This window comes from Skermanella aerolata KACC 11604 (assembly GCF_000936425.1).
GTDB classification, from domain to species: domain Bacteria; phylum Pseudomonadota; class Alphaproteobacteria; order Azospirillales; family Azospirillaceae; genus Skermanella; species Skermanella aerolata.
Map to the genome: position 1 here is coordinate 44,113 of NZ_AVFK01000039.1, position 15,739 is coordinate 59,851.

Sequence of the window (15,739 nt, forward strand, 5' to 3'; positions counted from 1 at the left end):
ATTTCATCTTATTTGATTATTACCTACGGCCTACACGAAGACGTTTATCGTACCGGGTCAGTCGTCCGCATCCTGCCTTTCCACTCACCGCCCCGGCCCATCCGGTGGCGACGTGCGGAGTCCAGCGTCGCTCCCAGGTAGAATGCCGCCACCAATGGCAGGGCGGGCGCCCAGAGCGGCGAGCGGCCGTGATACTTCAGGGCAGGCAGGTACGATGCGACCATAAGCGTCCAGGCCGCCGCCGCCATCCAGCGCGCGGGTCCCTCCGCCGCGACGGTGACGACAGGCGGGACGATGAACACCAGCGTCATCGCCAGCGCCACCCCGGCCAGCAGCAGCGGCGAGTATCGAAGCTGCGTATAGGCGCTCCGCGCGATCATCCGCCAGACATTCCCGGCTCCCCCATACCCACGCAGGGACCGCGCCTCTTCCGCCAGTTCCAGGCGGATGCGGTGGCCGCCCGCCTTGATCGCGGCAGCCAGCGCGCAGTCGTCGATCAGTTCACTCCGGATCGTCGTTAGCCCTCCGATCCTGTCCACCGCTTCCCGGCGCACCAGCATGACGCCGCCGGCCGCCGCCGCGACGGCGTGACCTGGATCGTTGACCCAGCGAAACGGATACAGCATCCGGAAGAAATACACGAAGGCCGGCATCGTCGCCCGCTCCGCCACGGTTTCGCAGTGAAGCCGCACCATCAGCGAGTTCAAGTCCAGCCGCTCGGCCTCGGACCGCGCCGCCAGTTGCCGCAATCCGCCCGGCGGATGGTCGATATCGGCATCGGTGAACAGGACATAGGCCGCATCGGGAACGGTTTCCGCCGCCGCCTCCAGTCCCGTCCGCATCGCCCAGACCTTGCCGGCCCATCCTGGCGGCAGGACGGGAGCGCGGCACACGGTCAGCCCGCCGGGCCGGCGCGATCCGGCGGCAGCCGCCCGTGCCGCCGCCGCCGTCCCATCGTCGCTGTGGTCGTCCACCAGCACGACATGCAGCGGTGCCGGATAGTCCTGATCCAGCAGCGACGCCACCGCCCTGCCGACTACGGCCGCCTCGTTGCGGGCGGGAACGACGGCGACCACCGGCGGCAGCGCCGCTGGTTCGACGACCGCCTTCGGAAGACCGAAGCGCCAGTAGCCGCCTCTCCCCAGCAGCAGGTAGAGCCATATGGCGAAAGCAAGGGCGGCGACCGGCAAGTACATCTTCAGGTTCTCCTCATGCCCGAGATATCTCAACTTCGACAAAGGAGGAAGCAGGAAGGCGGAAGTCCGCCAAGCCTGAGGACGGTGAGACAGGCCCTTGAATACGGTATACCAGATATCCCGTTCTGAGCGCTTGTCATAAGACAGGGACGCTGTCATATTTGCTGCAACGCACAATCACCTTGCAGGAGACAAGACATGTTCGGTGCCTACGCCTTTGAAATGCTCGCCCTTGTCGTCGCGGTCGGCGGTCTGGTCGCGGTCATCGCGGAAATCATCATCAAGGATCCGTCGGCTCTGGCCGACATCGTTACCGACAGCCGCGCCATGGCGCAGCCGGCACAGCGCGCCCGCGCCGCTACCACCGTCAGCAACGGCAACTTCCGCAAAGCGGCCTGACTTCGTTTACTTCCCGGAAAGACTGTTCGCTACTGCATCAAAGGTCAGCGACACTGCATTGTTTCAAAAACTGGCTTTTACTTCACAAGTATTATCGCAGCGCAATATTTTCATGCCTAAAGACTTATTAAAAAATTCCTGTTGATTTGTATAGACCATGCCGCATACCATATACCAGCGCTAAGACGATCCGACCGGTCGAGTCCTCAAAGATAACAATGTCGCCGGCCCTCTCCATGAGCGGTGTGGAACAGGATGCCGGCTACACAGGGAGGAGTCTGATATGGCTGTGCTGGAGAGTGTCTCCCGCCTGAAGGCGGCTGCCGCGATTACATGTGTTTCCTTGAGTGCGATTTCCATCACGACGCTGACTTCCACCCAGGCCCTGGCGTGGGAGCCGACCAAGTCGGTGGAATTCATCGTCCCGGCCGGCACCGGCGGCGGCGCCGATCAGATGGCGCGGATGATCCAGGGGATCATTCAGAAAAACAACCTGATGAAGCAACCGGTCGTCGTCATCAACAAGTCTGGCGGAGCCGGCGCCGAGGGTTTTCTTGACGTTTCCGGATCGAACCGGAACCCCCACAAGATCATCATCACCCTGTCCAACCTGTTCACCACGCCGCTTGCTACCGGCGTGCCGTTCTCGTGGAAGGACATGACGCCGGTCGCCATGCTGGCGCTCGACAACTTCATCCTCTGGGTCAACGCCGAGCAGCCGTACAAGACGCCGAAGGATCTGGTGGACGCCGCCAAATCAGGCGGGGCCAACAGTTCCAAGATGGGTGGTACTGGGTCCAAGCAGGAAGACCAGATCATCACCGCCGCGATCGAGCAGGCGACGGGAGCGACGTTCACCTATATCCCCTACAAGGGCGGCGGCGACGTCGCGGCCCAGCTGGTCGGCAACCACATCACCGCCAGCGTCAACAACCCGATCGAAGCTGTCGCCCAGTGGCGAGCCGGCGCGCTGCGACCGCTCTGCGTGTTCGACGCCCAGCGGATCGACCTGAAGGAGCCGATCGCCAACAACATGTCGTGGAACGACGTGCCGACCTGCAAGGAAAGCGGGCTGGATGTCGAATACACCATGCTACGCGGCATCTTCACCTCTCCCGGCGTCAACGCCGACCAGATCAAATACTACGTCGAACTCTTCCAGAAAGTGCGCGAGACGCCGGACTGGAAAGACTTCATGGCGAAGGGCGCGTTCAACACGACCTTCATGACCGGCGACGAGTACAAGGCCTGGCTCGCCAAGACCGAAACGACCCACAAGGGCCTGATGGAGAAAGCCGGCTTCCTCGCGAAGTAACGGCGGATAACGACGCGGTCCCGGACGGCGGCGCCATGTGTCCGTCCGGGATCCGGTCTCCAAAGGGAGGGACGGATGAAGCAGCGCAAAAGTGACGAAGACGCCGTCACCACTCACCACACGATGGAAATCGCCGTAGCCTTGATGTTCGCTGCTCTGGCCGTCGTGGTCATGATCGACAGCAACCGGGTCGGCAACGGCTGGGCCAGCGACGGGCCGGAAGCGGGATACTTCCCGTTCTACGTCGGCCTGATCATGTTCATCTCGAGCGCCGCGATCCTGATCGCCAATCTCGTGTCCCGCACGCCGAACCGCAGCACCTTCGTGGAACGCGGACAGTTCGTGCTGGTCATGAAGGTTTTGATTCCGACGATCGTCTTCGTCGGACTGATCTGGCTGATCGGGATTTACTTCGCGGCTGCAATATTCATCGCTTTCTTCATGTATTGGCTGGGCAAATACCCCATCCAGAAGATCCTGCCGGTCGCGATCCTGATCCCGCTGGCTCTCTTCGTGATGTTTGAAATCTGGTTCCTGGTCCCCCTGCCCAAGGGTCCGGTCGAAGCCATGCTCGGCTACTGACGCAGCACACCCTGCATACCTCGGAGCAGCGCCTTGGAATCCTTGATGAACCTGATGCATGGCTTCGGCGTGCTCGCCGATCCCATGAATATCGTCTACATGTTCGTCGGCATCACGCTGGGCGTGCTGATCGGCGTCCTTCCCGGCCTTGGCGGCGCCAACGGCGTCGCGATCCTGCTGCCACTGACCTTCAGCATGTCGCCGACCTCGGCCATCATCATGCTGTCCTGCATCTACTGGGGCGCCCTGTTCGGCGGGGCCATCACCTCCGTCCTGTTCAACATCCCCGGAGAGCCCTGGTCGGTCGCCACCACCTTCGACGGCCATCCCATGGCGCAGCAGGGCCGCGCGGGAGAGGCGCTGACGGCGGCCTTCACCTCGTCCTTCCTGGGCGCCTTCGTCGCGATCGTCCTGATCACCTTCCTGGCCCCCGTGATCGCGCGCTTCGCGCTCCAGTTCGGACCGGCGGAGTTCTTCGCGGTCCAGCTCCTGACATTCTGTAGTTTCGTCGGCATGGGCAAGGAGCAGCCGTTCAAGGTGCTCACGGCCATGATGCTGGGCTTCGCGCTTGCCGCCGTCGGCCTGGACAGCGTGACCGGCCAGCTCCGCATGACCTTCGGCTCGATGGAGCTGCTGCGCGGCTTCGACTTCCTGATCGCGGTCATCGGGCTGTTCGGCATCGGCGAAATCCTGCTGACGATGGAGGAAGGCCTCGCCTTCAAGGGCAAGTCGGCCAAGATCAACGCGGCGGTCGTGCTCCAGACCTGGAAGCAGCTTCCCAAGTACTGGGCGACCGCCATCCGCGGCTCGATCGTCGGCTGCTGGATGGGCATCACCCCCGGCGGTGCCACCCCCGCCTCCTTCATGAGCTACGGCCTCGCCAAGCGCTTCTCGCGCAACGGCCACAAGTTCGGCACCGGCGAGATGGAAGGCGTGGTCGCCCCTGAGACGGCCGCCCACGCCGCCGGCACCAGCGCCCTGCTGCCCATGCTGACGCTCGGCATCCCCGGATCGCCGACCGCCGCCGTGCTGCTCGGCGGCTTGCTGATCTGGGGGCTCCAGCCCGGTCCCCTGCTGTTCATCGAACAGAAGGAGTTCGTCTGGGGCCTGATCGCCAGCATGTATCTGGGCAACGTCGTGGGGCTGATCGTCGTGCTGACGACGGTTCCGCTGTTCGCCTCGATCCTCCGCATCCCGTTCAGCATCATCGCGCCGGTCATCATCGTGATCTGCGCCGTCGGCGCCTACACCGTCCACAACGCCTTCCTCGACATCGCCGTGATGCTGGTGTTCGGCGTGCTGGGCTACATCTTCAAGAAGCTCTCATACCCGCTGGCGCCGCTGGTCCTTGCCCTCGTCCTGGGCGACATGGCGGAAAGCTCGTTCCGTCAGGCCATGCTGCTGTCGCAGGGCGACCTCAGCATCTTCTGGTCGAACCCGCTGGTCGGGACCATCGTGACGCTGGCCCTGGCGATGCTGTTCTGGCCGGTCATCTCTCTGGCGATCGGCCGCCTGTGGCCGCGCTCCGGGAGCAAGGCCGCCGTCTCGCTGAAGTAAGGGGGACCCGTGAATGGTTTCCCTGGAACCGACGACCGTAGATCCGATAGCCGTAGAACCGACACCCCTGGAACCTGCCCAGGTAAGTTTCAAGATGCAGGCGTATCGAGCCCTCAAGGGCTCGATCATGGAGATGGACATCTACGGCCAGCGGGGAGAGATCCGCATCGACGACCGCGAGGTCTGCGAGATGCTCGGCATCAGCAGGACGCCGGTCCGCGAAGCCCTGATCCTGCTGGAACATGAAGGCTTCGTCCGCACCGTGCCCCGGCACGGTGTGGTCGTCGCCCGCAAGAGCCGGACGCAGATCGCGGACATGATCCTGGTCTGGGCGGCGCTGGAAGGGATGGCGGCAAGGCTGGCCGCCACCCTGGCGGAGGAAAGCGACCTGATCCAGCTTGCCCAGGACTTCCCTCCTTCGCTGGCCCACACGCCGGACAGCGCGGCCGGTCTGCACCAATCGCTCGCCGGGCTGTCCCGCTGCGCGCTGATCGGCAGCCTGACCCGCAACCTCGCCCTCCACATGCGGGCGATCCACCGCATCGAACAGGCGGACGAAACCCAGGCCGCCCAGGCGGTCGAGACGCGGACCGCGGTCGTCGCGGCCCTCACCGCCCGCGACGGCGCGCAGGCGGAAAGCCTGATCCTCAAGCACCACTTCGCCCTGAACCAGTACATCCAGCGCACCTGCGCCTTTCTCGACTAGCGCCTTCCTCGACAAAAACTTCACGATCGACCTGGAATCGGAGAATAGCGATGCAAGCCAAGGACATCATGAGTTCCCCGGTCGTCACGGTAACCCCAGACGCCTCGGTCGCGGAGGTGGCGGCCCTGCTGCTGGAGAAACGCATCAGCGGCGTCCCCGTCGTCGACTCCGCCGGGCAGATCGCCGGCATCATCAGCGAGGGCGACCTGCTGCGCCGGGTCGAGACGGACACCGAACGCCACCGCCCGCACTGGCTGGAGATGCTGCTGGGACAGAGCGGCGACGCCGGCAGCTTCATCAAGTCCCACGCCAGCCGCGTCGGCGACGTCATGAGCCACGACGTCGTCGCCTCCTACCCGGAAGCATCCCTGCGCGAGATCGCCGAACTGATGGAGCGCCACGGCATCAAGCGGGTCCCCATCGTCGACGGCGGCCGGCTGGTCGGCATCGTCAGCCGCGCCAACCTCGTCCAGGGCCTGCTGGCCGACCGCGCCAAGCCCGCGGCCGGCTCCCCCGGCGACGACCAGATCCGCACGGCGCTGACCGACCTGCTGCGCACCCAGTCCTGGCTCAACCACGATCGCATCAACATCGTCGTCACCGGCGGCACCGTCCAGCTCTGGGGCAGCGTCAGGGACGACGAACAGCGCCGCGCCCTGACCGTGGCCGCCGAGTCCATCGCCGGAGTGAAGTCCGTGGAAGACCACCTGACCGCCAACGTCTTCACCAACGACGCCGGATGATTCCGGGCTTGCTCCCTCTCTGGTATCTGGCATACAGTATTTCGTACACAACGCGGAATACCGCGGGATAACAACCAGCAGGAGGAACGATCACGCCATGGACGGACAGGAATTCACCATCACCTTCGCCGCCACCGACGCCGATATCGACGCCAGCTTCGCGGTCATGTCGGAGCTTCGGACCAATTTTACCGACCCGGAGGTCTACCGTCACCAGATCCGCCGCCAGATGGACGACGGCTACAATCTGGCCCTGCTCTGGTTCAACGGCGAAGTGGCGGGTTGCAGCGGGTTCCGCGTTCATGAGACGCTGTCCCGAGGCAAGTACATGTATGTCGAGGATCTGGTGACTTCAGGGAAGCAGCGTTCCCATGGTTTCGGCGACAAGCTGTTCGACTGGGTCCACGCCCAGGCGCGCGAGCGCGGCTGCGGCCAGCTGGAAATCATTTCCGGCGTCCAGCGCGGCGACGCGCACCGTTTCTATCACCGCAAGCGCATGACCATCAAAGCCTTCCAGCTCGTTCTGCCGATCAAGGCGGACTGAACGAAAGCGAGCAGCACCCACACAAATGCTCTCCTACAGCCTGCTCGTACTGGCTGCCTTTGTCGCCGGCGTGGTCAATGCCATCGCCGGCGGCGGCGCCTTCATCACCTTCCCAGCCCTGGTCTTCGCCGGGGTTCCTCCGGTAGCCGCCAACGCCTCCAGCACGGTCGCACTCTTCCCCGGACAGGCGACCAGCGCTCTCGCCTACCGGCGCGACATCCTGGGCATCAGCGAATTCGGCCTGCCGTCCTTCATCGGGCTCAGTCTCGCCGGCGGTCTGGTCGGAGCCGTACTCCTCCTCTACACCCCCAACGCTGTTTTCGCGGACCTCGTCCCCTGGCTGATGCTGTTCGCCACCGTCGTCTTCGCGGTCGGCAACTTCGCTCCCAAGGGCGTCGCCGCCCGCATGCGCCTCAGCGGCCCCGCCGTGCTGGTCGTCCAGTTCATCATCTCGATCTATGGCGGCTATTTCGGCGGCGGGATCGGCTTCCTGATGCTGGCGGCGCTGACGCTGTTCGGCATGACCAACATCCACGCCATGAACGGGCTGAAGATCCTGCTGGCGACGCTGATGAACGGCGCAGCCGTCGCGGCCTTCATCGTAGCCGGAGCCGTCTACTGGCCGCAGACGATACCCATGGCGCTCGCCTCCGTCCTCGGCGGCTGGGTCGGCGTCCACGGAGCGCGGCGGATCAACCAGAAGTTCCTGAAGCTCATCGTCGTCGGCATAGCGTCCGCGATGACCGTCTGGTTCTTCTGGCGTCAATCCTAACCGTCTGCCCTGAAGCCGATCACGCCCCCCCGGTCAGCACCGGCTCGATCTGCTCCAGCGCCCAATCCACCTCGTCCCGCGTGATGACCAGCGGCGGCGCGATGCGGATCGTGTGGCCGTGGGTGTCCTTCGCCAGGACGCCCCGCGCCCGCAACGCCTCGCACGCGCGGCGGGCTCCTCCCGCCTCCGGGTGAAGTTCGACCGCCAGCATCAGGCCGCGCCCGCGCACCTCCCGAACCATATTGCTGCGGATGCCCTGAAGCTGCGTCTTGAAGTACTCGCCCTGGACGGCCGAGTTCTCGATCATCCCTTCTTCCGTCAGCGCCTTCAGGGCCGCCCGAGCCACCGCGCAGGCCAGCGGGTTGCCGCCAAAGGTGCTGCCGTGCTGCCCCGGCTTCAGCACCCCCAGCACTTCCGAGTTGGACAGCACGGCGGACACCGGATAGAAGCCGCCCGAGAGCGCCTTGCCGATCAGCGTCACGTCGGCCACGACACCTTCGTGCTCCTCCGCCAGCAGCTTGCCGGTCCGCCCCAGCCCGGTTTGGATCTCATCGAAGATCAGCGTGACGTTGTTTGCCGTGCAGAGGTCCCGCACGCGCCGGAAATACCCCGCCGGCGGGATCATCACGCCAGCCTCGCCCTGAATCGGCTCGACCAGGAAAGCGACGGTGTTCGGCGTGATCGCCGCTTCGAAGGCTTCGGCATCGCCGAACGGCACCACCCGGAAACCGGGCGCGAACGGCCCGAACCCGCCGCGCGCATCCGGATCGGTCGAGAAGCCGACGATCCCGATCGTCCGCCCGTGGAAGTTGTCGGAGCAGACGATTATCTCGGCCTGCCCTTCCGGCACGCCCTTGACCTCGTAGCCCCATTTGCGGACCGCCTTGACGGCCGACTCCACCGCCTCCGCGCCGCTGTTCATCGGCAGGATCTTATGCGAATTGGTCAGCGCCGCCAGCTCTTCGTAGAACAGCGGCAACTGATCGTTGCGGAACGCGCGAGAGGTCAGCGTCAGCTTGCCCGCCTGTTCGACCATGGCCGCCAGGATGCGCGGATGGCAATGCCCCTGGTTGACCGCGGAATAGGCCGACAGGCAGTCCAGATAGCGCCGCCCTTCGACGTCCCAGACCCAGACCCGCTCGCCGCGCGTCAGCACGACGTCCAGCGGCTTATAGTTGTGGGCACCCAGCGAGTGCTCCAGTTCGATCAGGCCAGCGGTTTCGCGCGACAGTTCGGCAACGGCGCTCTCAGACATGACTTCATCCTTCCTGATATCGAATAACGCTTACGCGACACGGATACGGCGGGCCGGGCGGTCGATGATCGTGCGGCCGAACAGGCTGGTGACCAGTTCCGTCAGCAGCCGGGCGCTCCGCCCCCGCTCGTCCAGGAACGGGTTCAGCTCGACGATGTCGAGCGAGCCGACCAGCCCGCTGTCGTGCAGCATCTCCATGATCAGATGCGCCTCGCGATAGGTGGCGCCCCCCGGCACCGTCGTCCCGACGGCGGGTGCTATGCTGGGGTCGAGGAAATCGACGTCCAGGCTGACATGCAGGTGCGCCCGCCGGCCCTCGATCTTCTCCAGAATTCCCTGAAGCAGGATCGACACGCTGGCCTGATCGATCATCCGCATATCGACCACCTGGATGCCCTTGTCCCTGACCGCGCCGCGCTCCTCCTTGTCGATCGAGCGCAAGCCGAAGATATGGACGTTTTCCGGCGGCACCGGCACGAAGGGCCGGTCGCCCAGCAGCGGCATCAGCGACGGCTCGCCGCAGGCGAACGCCATCGACATTCCATGCATGTTGCCCGACGGCGTCGTGGCCGGCGTGTTGAAATCGGCGTGCGCATCCAGCCACAGCACGAACAGCTCGCGGTTGGTATCCCGGCAATGCCGGGCCATGGCGCTGACCGTCCCCATCGACAGGCTGTGATCGCCGCCCATGAAAACCGGCACGCCGCCACCCTTCGCCATCTCGTAGGCGCGGTCATGGATCAGCCGGGTCCACGCGGCGATGAGCCCCGGATTGCGGCACGCCTTCGCATCGGCATCCTTCAGCCCAGGCTCCACCGCCGCCGGCTGCGCCAGATCGCCGTGATCGGTCACCCTGTAGCCCATCTCGCCGAGCAGCGCCGGAAGCCCCGCCGTCCGCAACGCCGCCGGCCCCATGATCGAGCCGGCCTCGGAGGCTCCCAATTCCAGCGGAATGCCGAGAAGCGACACGTCTGCCCAGTCGCCAAGCCCGCTTTGGTAGAGTTCGCCTGTTTCCGTCTGCCGCATGATGTCAGCCCGCTTCCGAATGATTTTGCATCCCGGACCCAGCATGCCGACATCAGGTGCCAACAGATAGCCAGTTAAGTGCTAATATCGTCAGCAAACTCTATCATTATGGCAGCACCACATGACGAATCGTCAACACCCCCTCGACCTCGACGCGACCGACCGCCGCCTGATCGAGCTGCTGCGCGACGATTCCCGGCTGCCGACCGCGACCCTCGCCCGCCACCTCGACGTGTCGCGCGGCACCGTCCAGAACCGGATCGACCGCCTGCTGAAGAACAAGGTGCTGATGGGCTTCACCGTGCGCCTGCGCGACGACGTGGACACCGGCTCGGTCCGCGCCATCGCCTCGCTCGAAGTCCGCTCAGCCGATCACAAATCGGTGCTGTCCGCCCTGAAACGCATCCCGGAAATCAGCCGCGTCTGGTCAACCAACGGCCGCTGGGACCTCGTCGCCGAAATCCGCACCGGCGACTTGACGACGCTCGACCGCGTCCTGACCGAAATCCGCACCAACCGCGCGATCACGCATTCCGAAACCAGCATCCTGCTGGCGGAGGTAGGGTGAACCGACGCTGTAGATGCGACCTGAGCTTTTTGCTTTTTGTCCTACCCGAAATTGGAGCGCGTAAGCGGTAACTTATACCGGCGGCCTTTAAGATTAACCGGTGAGTTCCGGTAAAAATGTCGGGCTGAAGAGGCCCGACCTACAAAACCAAGCGCTGGCAAAAGCACGCTGACGTAGGTCGGGCCTCTTCAGCCCGACACCTAACGCTCCAGATCGGTCAATATTAAATGCCGCTGGTATTAGATCGCAAAAACCCAGCCAAAGACTAGACGGAGTTAAACCACACCTTCGGATCATCGGCTGTGACTTTGATCTCGCCGCGGACGACTGCAAGAGTGCGCGCCTGGATCTCTTCCCGCGAAGCGATCCCGATCCTCAAAACACGTTCATCATTTTTCATGGCGCACTCCTCCAAATATTTCATAATGACCTTACCCCCGCTCCCACCCGCTTGTAATAGAACACCGTGTCGCACGGCTCCCCATCCGGCCACAGTGCGTAGCCCGGCACCGTGCCGACCATCACCCAGCCTTGCCGCCGGTAAAGCCGCTCGGCGCCGTCGCTGGCGGTGTCCAGCACCAGCAGCGTCTTCCCCTCGTCGCACGCCGCGTCCTCGGCCGCCGCCATCAGCGCCGCCCCGACCCCGGTCCCGCGTGCCCGCCGGTGGACCAGAAGCTTGGAAACGTCGCCCCGGTGCGGCTGGTTTTCCGGCTGCGCCAGGATCACCTGAACGGTCCCGACGATGCCCCGCTCCGGCTCCGGCCCCGCCCCATCCGTCTCCGCGACCAGCAGCACGCGCTCGCCGCGCGCGACGCCGTCCGCCACTCCTTGCCAGAACCCCACCGCCTTGCCCCGATCCAGCGGCGCCATGAAGCTGACCGACGCGCCCCCGGCCACGCAGTCGATCAGCACCTCCGCCAGCTCCGGAACGGCGGCCCGAGCCTCCGCAGCACCCAAGCGCCGGACCCGGAACCCACCGGCCTCGATCCCGCCCATCACAGCAGCTTCATCACGCGCCGCTTCGCCTCGTCGCTGCCGTCGACGTAGCTCTGGGTCGTGTTCAGGCTGGTGTGTCCCGCAAGCTGCTGGACGTCGCGCAGTGAGCCGCCCGCTTCGGTTATCCTGTCCGCCACCTGCGTTATGAAGGTGCGCCGGCCGGAATGGCTGGAAAAGCCGGAAAGCCCCAGTTCCCCATACATCTGGCCGAACATCAGCACGATGGAGTTCGCCGCCATGCAAACCAACCGCCGGTCCTCCGGGTCATCCGGATTGGGCCGCATCGCGCGTTCCGACAGGATCAGCGGATCGTCGGGACCGCCGGGCACGATGCGGAATAGCTCGATGACATGGGCGCGCAGGTCGGCATGCATCGGGATCACCCGGTCGGTCCCTTTCTTGCTCAACCGCAGCTTGCCACGCAGGTCGATCACGTCGGCGATCCCGCCGCCGTCGTCCATCACATGGGCGCGCCGCAGCTTCGCGATCTCCACCGCCCGCAACCCCGCCCGCACGCTGAGGAGCACCACCACGCGATCCCGGTGCGGATAGCGCCGACGCTCGCCGCACCAGCGCAGACACGCCTTCACCTGGGTATCGTTAAGGAGTTCCGCCCGTTTCCCCGCCATCGCCCCAAAGCCCGTCCGCTGCCAAACCGTCTCGACGACTCATAGTAAAATAAAAAATTCCACTATGGAATCCCCTTTCGATATCTCCGCCGCCCTGGAATGGGAAATCGGCCCCGGATGTTTGTGGAAGCAGGAGAACAAAACGTCACCCTTCGCCGTCGGAGACCATCGTGCCCAACCGCGTAACGTCCCGTACCCTGGCCCCGATCCTGGCCCTCCTTGCCATGGCTGTACTTGTGACCGGATGCATCTATCACGACGGCTATCCTGCCAATTACGGCGGCTACGGCTATTACGGCGGCATTTACGGCGGTCACGGCGGCGGCCATCACGGCTACGGACGACGGGATAGCTGGTACAGGGGCGACTGGAACCGGGGCGGCGGCCATTACGGCGGCCACCACGGTCATGGCCGGGGCTACGGAGGCCACGGAGGCCACGGGCGCCACAGAGGCCACGGCCGGTAAGCGCCCCCTCACATCAGCCAGTAATCGACCGGCTTCAGCGGCTGCGGCAGCTCGGTTTCGCCCAAAGCCTCCAGCAGGTCGATCTCGACCCTCCGGCATATCGATTCGAGCGGCAGGTCGTTGGGCAGCAGCCCGAACGGCTCCTCGATCTCGTCACCGATCGCATCCAGCCCGAAGAAGGTATAGGAAACCAGCCCGACGACGAACGGCGTCATGAACCCCGTCGTATCCACCAGCCCGAACGGCAGCGCGAAGCAGTACAGATACGCCGTCCGGTGGAGCAGCAGCGAATACGAGAACGGCAGCGGCGTGTGCCGGATGCGCTCGCACCCCGCCTGAACCCCCGCCAGCGCCGTCAAATTGTCCTCCACCTGTGCCACCATCATGGGGTCCAGCCGCCCGGCGGCGGCCAGCGCCGCGACATCCCGGCTCATCGTCCGCAGCAGCCGGTCCGGCGCATTGACCGTCTCCCCCACGGCCTGGACATCGTCGGCGGACAGATACTTCCCGCTCTGGCCGTCCCTGGTGCCTTGCAGGTGATGCTTGAGCGCATAGGCGAAGGCGATCAGCCGGCGCACCATGGCCGGCACCCGTTCATCGTCGCCTTCCCCCTGTGCGGGCCGGACATGGTTGACGATCAGCCGCCCGACCGAGCGCGTCCGGATCACCAACTCCCCCCACAGCTTCCGCCCTTCCCACCAGCGGTCGTAGCTGGCGGTATTGCGGAACCCGAGGAAGATCGCGAGCGCCAACCCGATCAGGCTGAACGGAATGGGCGTCAGCGTCACCTTCTGATTGAACAGCGTCCCATGCGCCATGGTCACCAGCACGGCGACGCCGACCGTGCTGAGCACCTGACCCTTGATGCGCGGGACGATGGAGCCCCGCATGATGAAGAAAAGCTGAAAAGCCGAAGGACGTTTACGGACGATCATTATGGTCTCGGTGCAATGGTCCCCGTAAACGGTTTCACGGTGCGGTAGAGTTCCAACATGAATGCCGGGCTGAAGAAGCCCAACATACAGGCTCCTGCTTCGTAGGTTGGGCCGTGGCCCAACACTTGCCGAGCGCCGATCAAACTCTTCGGCTCCTGGTATACCGTCCCAAACTACGTGATCGTGTTTTTATGAAATCACTGCATCGCAATCGCCGACACGATGTCGGTCTGTGAAAAATCATTTCCCTTGAACAGCAACGGCACGCGCCGGACCTTGGCGAGCGCATACGAGAATACATCACCGAAGTTCAGTCCCGCAGGGTGGCCGCTGCCCTTACCGAATGCGATGAAGGCCTTCCAGGCAGCTTCCATCTCATCCGCCCCAGGTGGAACGATCTCAAACGCCGGAACCTGAACGAGGTCATCAAGTAGAACGACGGCACGTTGACCCAATCGTCCGTAAGCGACCATCCGCGCCTCGATTACGGAAACCGTGCTGATAGCCACATGGCGGGCGCTTTTCAGTCGATCCAGGAACATCGCCTGGTCCGGCTCGTTCAGCACGACCGCCATTAGAGCCGATGTATCCACCGCGATGAAGTCGGACTTCATTTCGGCAGCCCCATATCATCGTACTCGACAGCTTCGAAGCTGTCCGGCCGAGGCGGAATTCGGTGCAACTGGGCAACGATGGCATCCACACCCGCCCAAGGATCGGCAGGCGCGTCCGCTGCCAACTCGCTCAGCATGCGATCCACCGCCGCCTCGACGGTGGCCGTCTTGCCAAGCCCGGTCAACCGGCTAAGCCGCTCGATCTTTTCGATCACCTGCGGATTAGCGATTTGGACAGGCATGATCAATCACCTATAATGATTTGATGACCATCAATATACATCGGCATTCCGTCAACTTCAATACGGCCTCTCGGTGTCTCGGAAACCCGGAACGCACCTCAAAGAAAGCATTCAGAGGTTGCTGAATTCCGCACCTCCGACACGTAGCTGGCGGTATCGCGGAACCCGAGGAAGATGGCGAGCGCCAGCCCGACCAGCCTGAACGGGATAGGCGTCAGCGTCACCTTCTGATTGAACAGCGCCCCGTGCGCCATGGTCACCAAGACCGCGACGCCGACCGTGCTGAGCACCTGTCCCTTGATGCGTGGGACGAGGGTGCACCGCATGATGAAGAAAAGCTGAATATTCATGCGGGCAGCGTATGGCGCGACCAGGTCAACTCCCCTGTCGTCTCATGAACTCGGCAAAAAGGGGAACAGTGAAGTCAAGATACCCATGATCCGTGCTGTAAATCATACCTTTTTTGATGATACTTGCCCGCGCAGGTCCAAGTGAAGACAGCGTTCGACCCATAGCGGCTGCAATATCTGCCATAGGATATGGTCCATCCCCTGACGCTGCCATAGCCTTAACAAATTGAACTTCAGCTTTGGTCAATCGGTCAATGCGTACCTTAAAAAATCCCTCGTCCAAAGTGACAATTGCCTCTTTATAGGTTTGCTGCACATCGGAGAGGGTAATTTCCGGACCTTCAACATTGTTCCAAGTGATAGATGCCCATTCTTGCAGAAAAAAAGGATAGCCTTGGGTGCGTACAACAATTTCATTGAGAGCACTGTCTGCGATAGCGGCACCTTCTTCTTCAATAGGTCGCCGAACGGCTCGTCCCGCAGAAACCTCATCTAACGCTCCAACTGGAGGGTATGAAAAAAGTCGTTCAGCGTATGATTTTGCATCTCCTGCAAGTCGGGCTACTTGTGGCAAGCCTGCTCCCACGAAAAGTACTGGCAATCCGGATTGAGATACGCGATGCATCGAGACGATTAGAGCCGATAAGTCTTTTTCTGAAAGATATTGGACTTCATCGATTAATAAGAGCCATCCTTTCCCAGCAGCTTGTGCGGCTTCGCCAATAGCCACAAATAAATCTGGAAGATCAAATTCAAGATCACCGCTATCTGCAAGTCCGGGTTCGGGATCAATGCTTGCCATCTATCAGTTTTGAGGCAAGGCTGTTGACGTGAGGAATCGGT

21 protein-coding genes are annotated in these 15,739 nt (G+C 63.3%); 10 read left to right on the plus strand and 11 right to left on the minus strand.

Features of this window, described 5'->3' with window-relative positions:
- Window positions 1-44 precede the first annotated feature (44 nt).
- A complete protein-coding gene (locus tag N826_RS30805; protein WP_044435329.1) occupies window positions 45-1,196 on the minus strand; it encodes a glycosyltransferase in 1,152 nt (383 codons plus the stop codon).
- 198 nt (window positions 1,197-1,394) lie between these two features.
- Between N826_RS30805 and N826_RS30810 the strand changes: the two genes are divergently transcribed.
- The 8 genes from N826_RS30810 to N826_RS30845 all read left to right on the plus strand — a co-directional run bounded on the left by N826_RS30810 (window position 1,395) and on the right by N826_RS30845 (window position 7,814).
- A complete protein-coding gene (locus tag N826_RS30810; RefSeq protein WP_044435331.1) occupies window positions 1,395-1,595 on the plus strand; it encodes a hypothetical protein in 201 nt (66 codons plus the stop codon).
- A 283-nt stretch (window positions 1,596-1,878) separates the two neighbouring features.
- Complete coding sequence (locus N826_RS30815) at window positions 1,879-2,910, plus strand: Bug family tripartite tricarboxylate transporter substrate binding protein (protein WP_044435332.1); 1,032 nt, start codon at window positions 1,879-1,881, stop codon at window positions 2,908-2,910.
- 75 nt (window positions 2,911-2,985) lie between these two features.
- Window positions 2,986-3,492 carry a tripartite tricarboxylate transporter TctB family protein gene (locus N826_RS30820; RefSeq protein ID WP_044435334.1) on the plus strand — a complete coding sequence of 169 codons (507 nt, stop codon included), beginning with the start codon at window positions 2,986-2,988 and terminating at the stop codon, window positions 3,490-3,492.
- A gap of 33 nt (window positions 3,493-3,525) precedes the next feature.
- Entirely contained in the window at window positions 3,526-5,049 is a 1,524-nt protein-coding gene (locus N826_RS30825) for a tripartite tricarboxylate transporter permease (RefSeq protein WP_044435335.1), read from the plus strand.
- A gap of 13 nt (window positions 5,050-5,062) precedes the next feature.
- The gene (locus tag N826_RS30830; protein ID WP_044435336.1) at window positions 5,063-5,755 is read left to right on the plus strand and encodes a GntR family transcriptional regulator; all 693 of its coding nucleotides are present in this window, start codon (window positions 5,063-5,065) and stop codon (window positions 5,753-5,755) included.
- A 50-nt stretch (window positions 5,756-5,805) separates the two neighbouring features.
- Entirely contained in the window at window positions 5,806-6,498 is a 693-nt protein-coding gene (locus N826_RS30835) for a CBS domain-containing protein (RefSeq protein WP_044435339.1), read from the plus strand.
- A gap of 97 nt (window positions 6,499-6,595) precedes the next feature.
- On the plus strand, window positions 6,596-7,042 hold the full coding sequence (locus N826_RS30840) for a GNAT family N-acetyltransferase (RefSeq protein ID WP_044435341.1): 447 nt from the start codon (window positions 6,596-6,598) through the stop codon (window positions 7,040-7,042).
- A 25-nt stretch (window positions 7,043-7,067) separates the two neighbouring features.
- Entirely contained in the window at window positions 7,068-7,814 is a 747-nt protein-coding gene (locus tag N826_RS30845; RefSeq protein WP_044435342.1) for a sulfite exporter TauE/SafE family protein, read from the plus strand.
- Between the two features lie 19 nt (window positions 7,815-7,833).
- Here N826_RS30845 and rocD read toward each other — a convergent pair whose 3' ends face one another.
- The gene (gene rocD / locus N826_RS30850; protein WP_044435343.1) at window positions 7,834-9,069 is read right to left on the minus strand and encodes an ornithine--oxo-acid transaminase; all 1,236 of its coding nucleotides are present in this window, start codon (window positions 9,067-9,069) and stop codon (window positions 7,834-7,836) included.
- Between the two features lie 30 nt (window positions 9,070-9,099).
- Entirely contained in the window at window positions 9,100-10,095 is a 996-nt protein-coding gene (gene rocF / locus N826_RS30855; RefSeq protein ID WP_044435376.1) for an arginase, read from the minus strand.
- Window positions 10,096-10,216: 121 nt separating this feature from the next.
- Between rocF and N826_RS30860 the strand changes: the two genes are divergently transcribed.
- Window positions 10,217-10,663 carry an Lrp/AsnC family transcriptional regulator gene (locus N826_RS30860; protein ID WP_044435345.1) on the plus strand — a complete coding sequence of 149 codons (447 nt, stop codon included), beginning with the start codon at window positions 10,217-10,219 and terminating at the stop codon, window positions 10,661-10,663.
- 265 nt (window positions 10,664-10,928) lie between these two features.
- Here N826_RS30860 and N826_RS45805 read toward each other — a convergent pair whose 3' ends face one another.
- The 3 genes from N826_RS45805 to N826_RS30875 are packed head-to-tail and all read right to left on the minus strand — an operon-like array spanning window position 10,929 to window position 12,288.
- A complete protein-coding gene (locus N826_RS45805; protein ID WP_044435378.1) occupies window positions 10,929-11,063 on the minus strand; it encodes a hypothetical protein in 135 nt (44 codons plus the stop codon).
- 20 nt (window positions 11,064-11,083) lie between these two features.
- Entirely contained in the window at window positions 11,084-11,659 is a 576-nt protein-coding gene (locus tag N826_RS30870; RefSeq protein WP_044435347.1) for a GNAT family N-acetyltransferase, read from the minus strand.
- Window positions 11,659-12,288 (minus strand): tyrosine-type recombinase/integrase, encoded by a 630-nt coding sequence (locus N826_RS30875; protein ID WP_044435349.1) that lies wholly within the window; start codon window positions 12,286-12,288, stop codon window positions 11,659-11,661. The genes N826_RS30870 and N826_RS30875 overlap by 1 nt, the downstream gene beginning before the upstream one ends.
- Window positions 12,289-12,458: 170 nt before the next feature.
- On the opposite strand from N826_RS30875, the gene N826_RS30880 reads away from it, so the two are divergent.
- Window positions 12,459-12,755 carry a hypothetical protein gene (locus tag N826_RS30880; RefSeq protein WP_052832328.1) on the plus strand — a complete coding sequence of 99 codons (297 nt, stop codon included), beginning with the start codon at window positions 12,459-12,461 and terminating at the stop codon, window positions 12,753-12,755.
- An 8-nt stretch (window positions 12,756-12,763) separates the two neighbouring features.
- Here the strand turns inward: N826_RS30880 and N826_RS30885 are convergent, their stop codons facing one another.
- The 5 genes from N826_RS30885 to N826_RS42140 all read right to left on the minus strand — a co-directional run bounded on the left by N826_RS30885 (window position 12,764) and on the right by N826_RS42140 (window position 15,698).
- On the minus strand, window positions 12,764-13,690 hold the full coding sequence (locus N826_RS30885; protein ID WP_044435350.1) for a bestrophin family protein: 927 nt from the start codon (window positions 13,688-13,690) through the stop codon (window positions 12,764-12,766).
- Between the two features lie 197 nt (window positions 13,691-13,887).
- Complete coding sequence (locus N826_RS30890) at window positions 13,888-14,304, minus strand: type II toxin-antitoxin system VapC family toxin (protein WP_044435353.1); 417 nt, start codon at window positions 14,302-14,304, stop codon at window positions 13,888-13,890.
- Window positions 14,301-14,546 carry a type II toxin-antitoxin system VapB family antitoxin gene (locus N826_RS30895; RefSeq protein ID WP_044435355.1) on the minus strand — a complete coding sequence of 82 codons (246 nt, stop codon included), beginning with the start codon at window positions 14,544-14,546 and terminating at the stop codon, window positions 14,301-14,303. Before N826_RS30895 ends, N826_RS30890 begins: the two co-directional genes overlap by 4 nt.
- 98 nt (window positions 14,547-14,644) lie before the next feature.
- Window positions 14,645-14,896 carry a bestrophin family protein gene (locus N826_RS30900; protein WP_044435357.1) on the minus strand — a complete coding sequence of 84 codons (252 nt, stop codon included), beginning with the start codon at window positions 14,894-14,896 and terminating at the stop codon, window positions 14,645-14,647.
- 25 nt (window positions 14,897-14,921) lie between these two features.
- Window positions 14,922-15,698 carry an ATP-binding protein gene (locus N826_RS42140; RefSeq protein WP_211099431.1) on the minus strand — a complete coding sequence of 259 codons (777 nt, stop codon included), beginning with the start codon at window positions 15,696-15,698 and terminating at the stop codon, window positions 14,922-14,924.
- Between the last annotated feature and the right edge of the window lie 41 nt (window positions 15,699-15,739).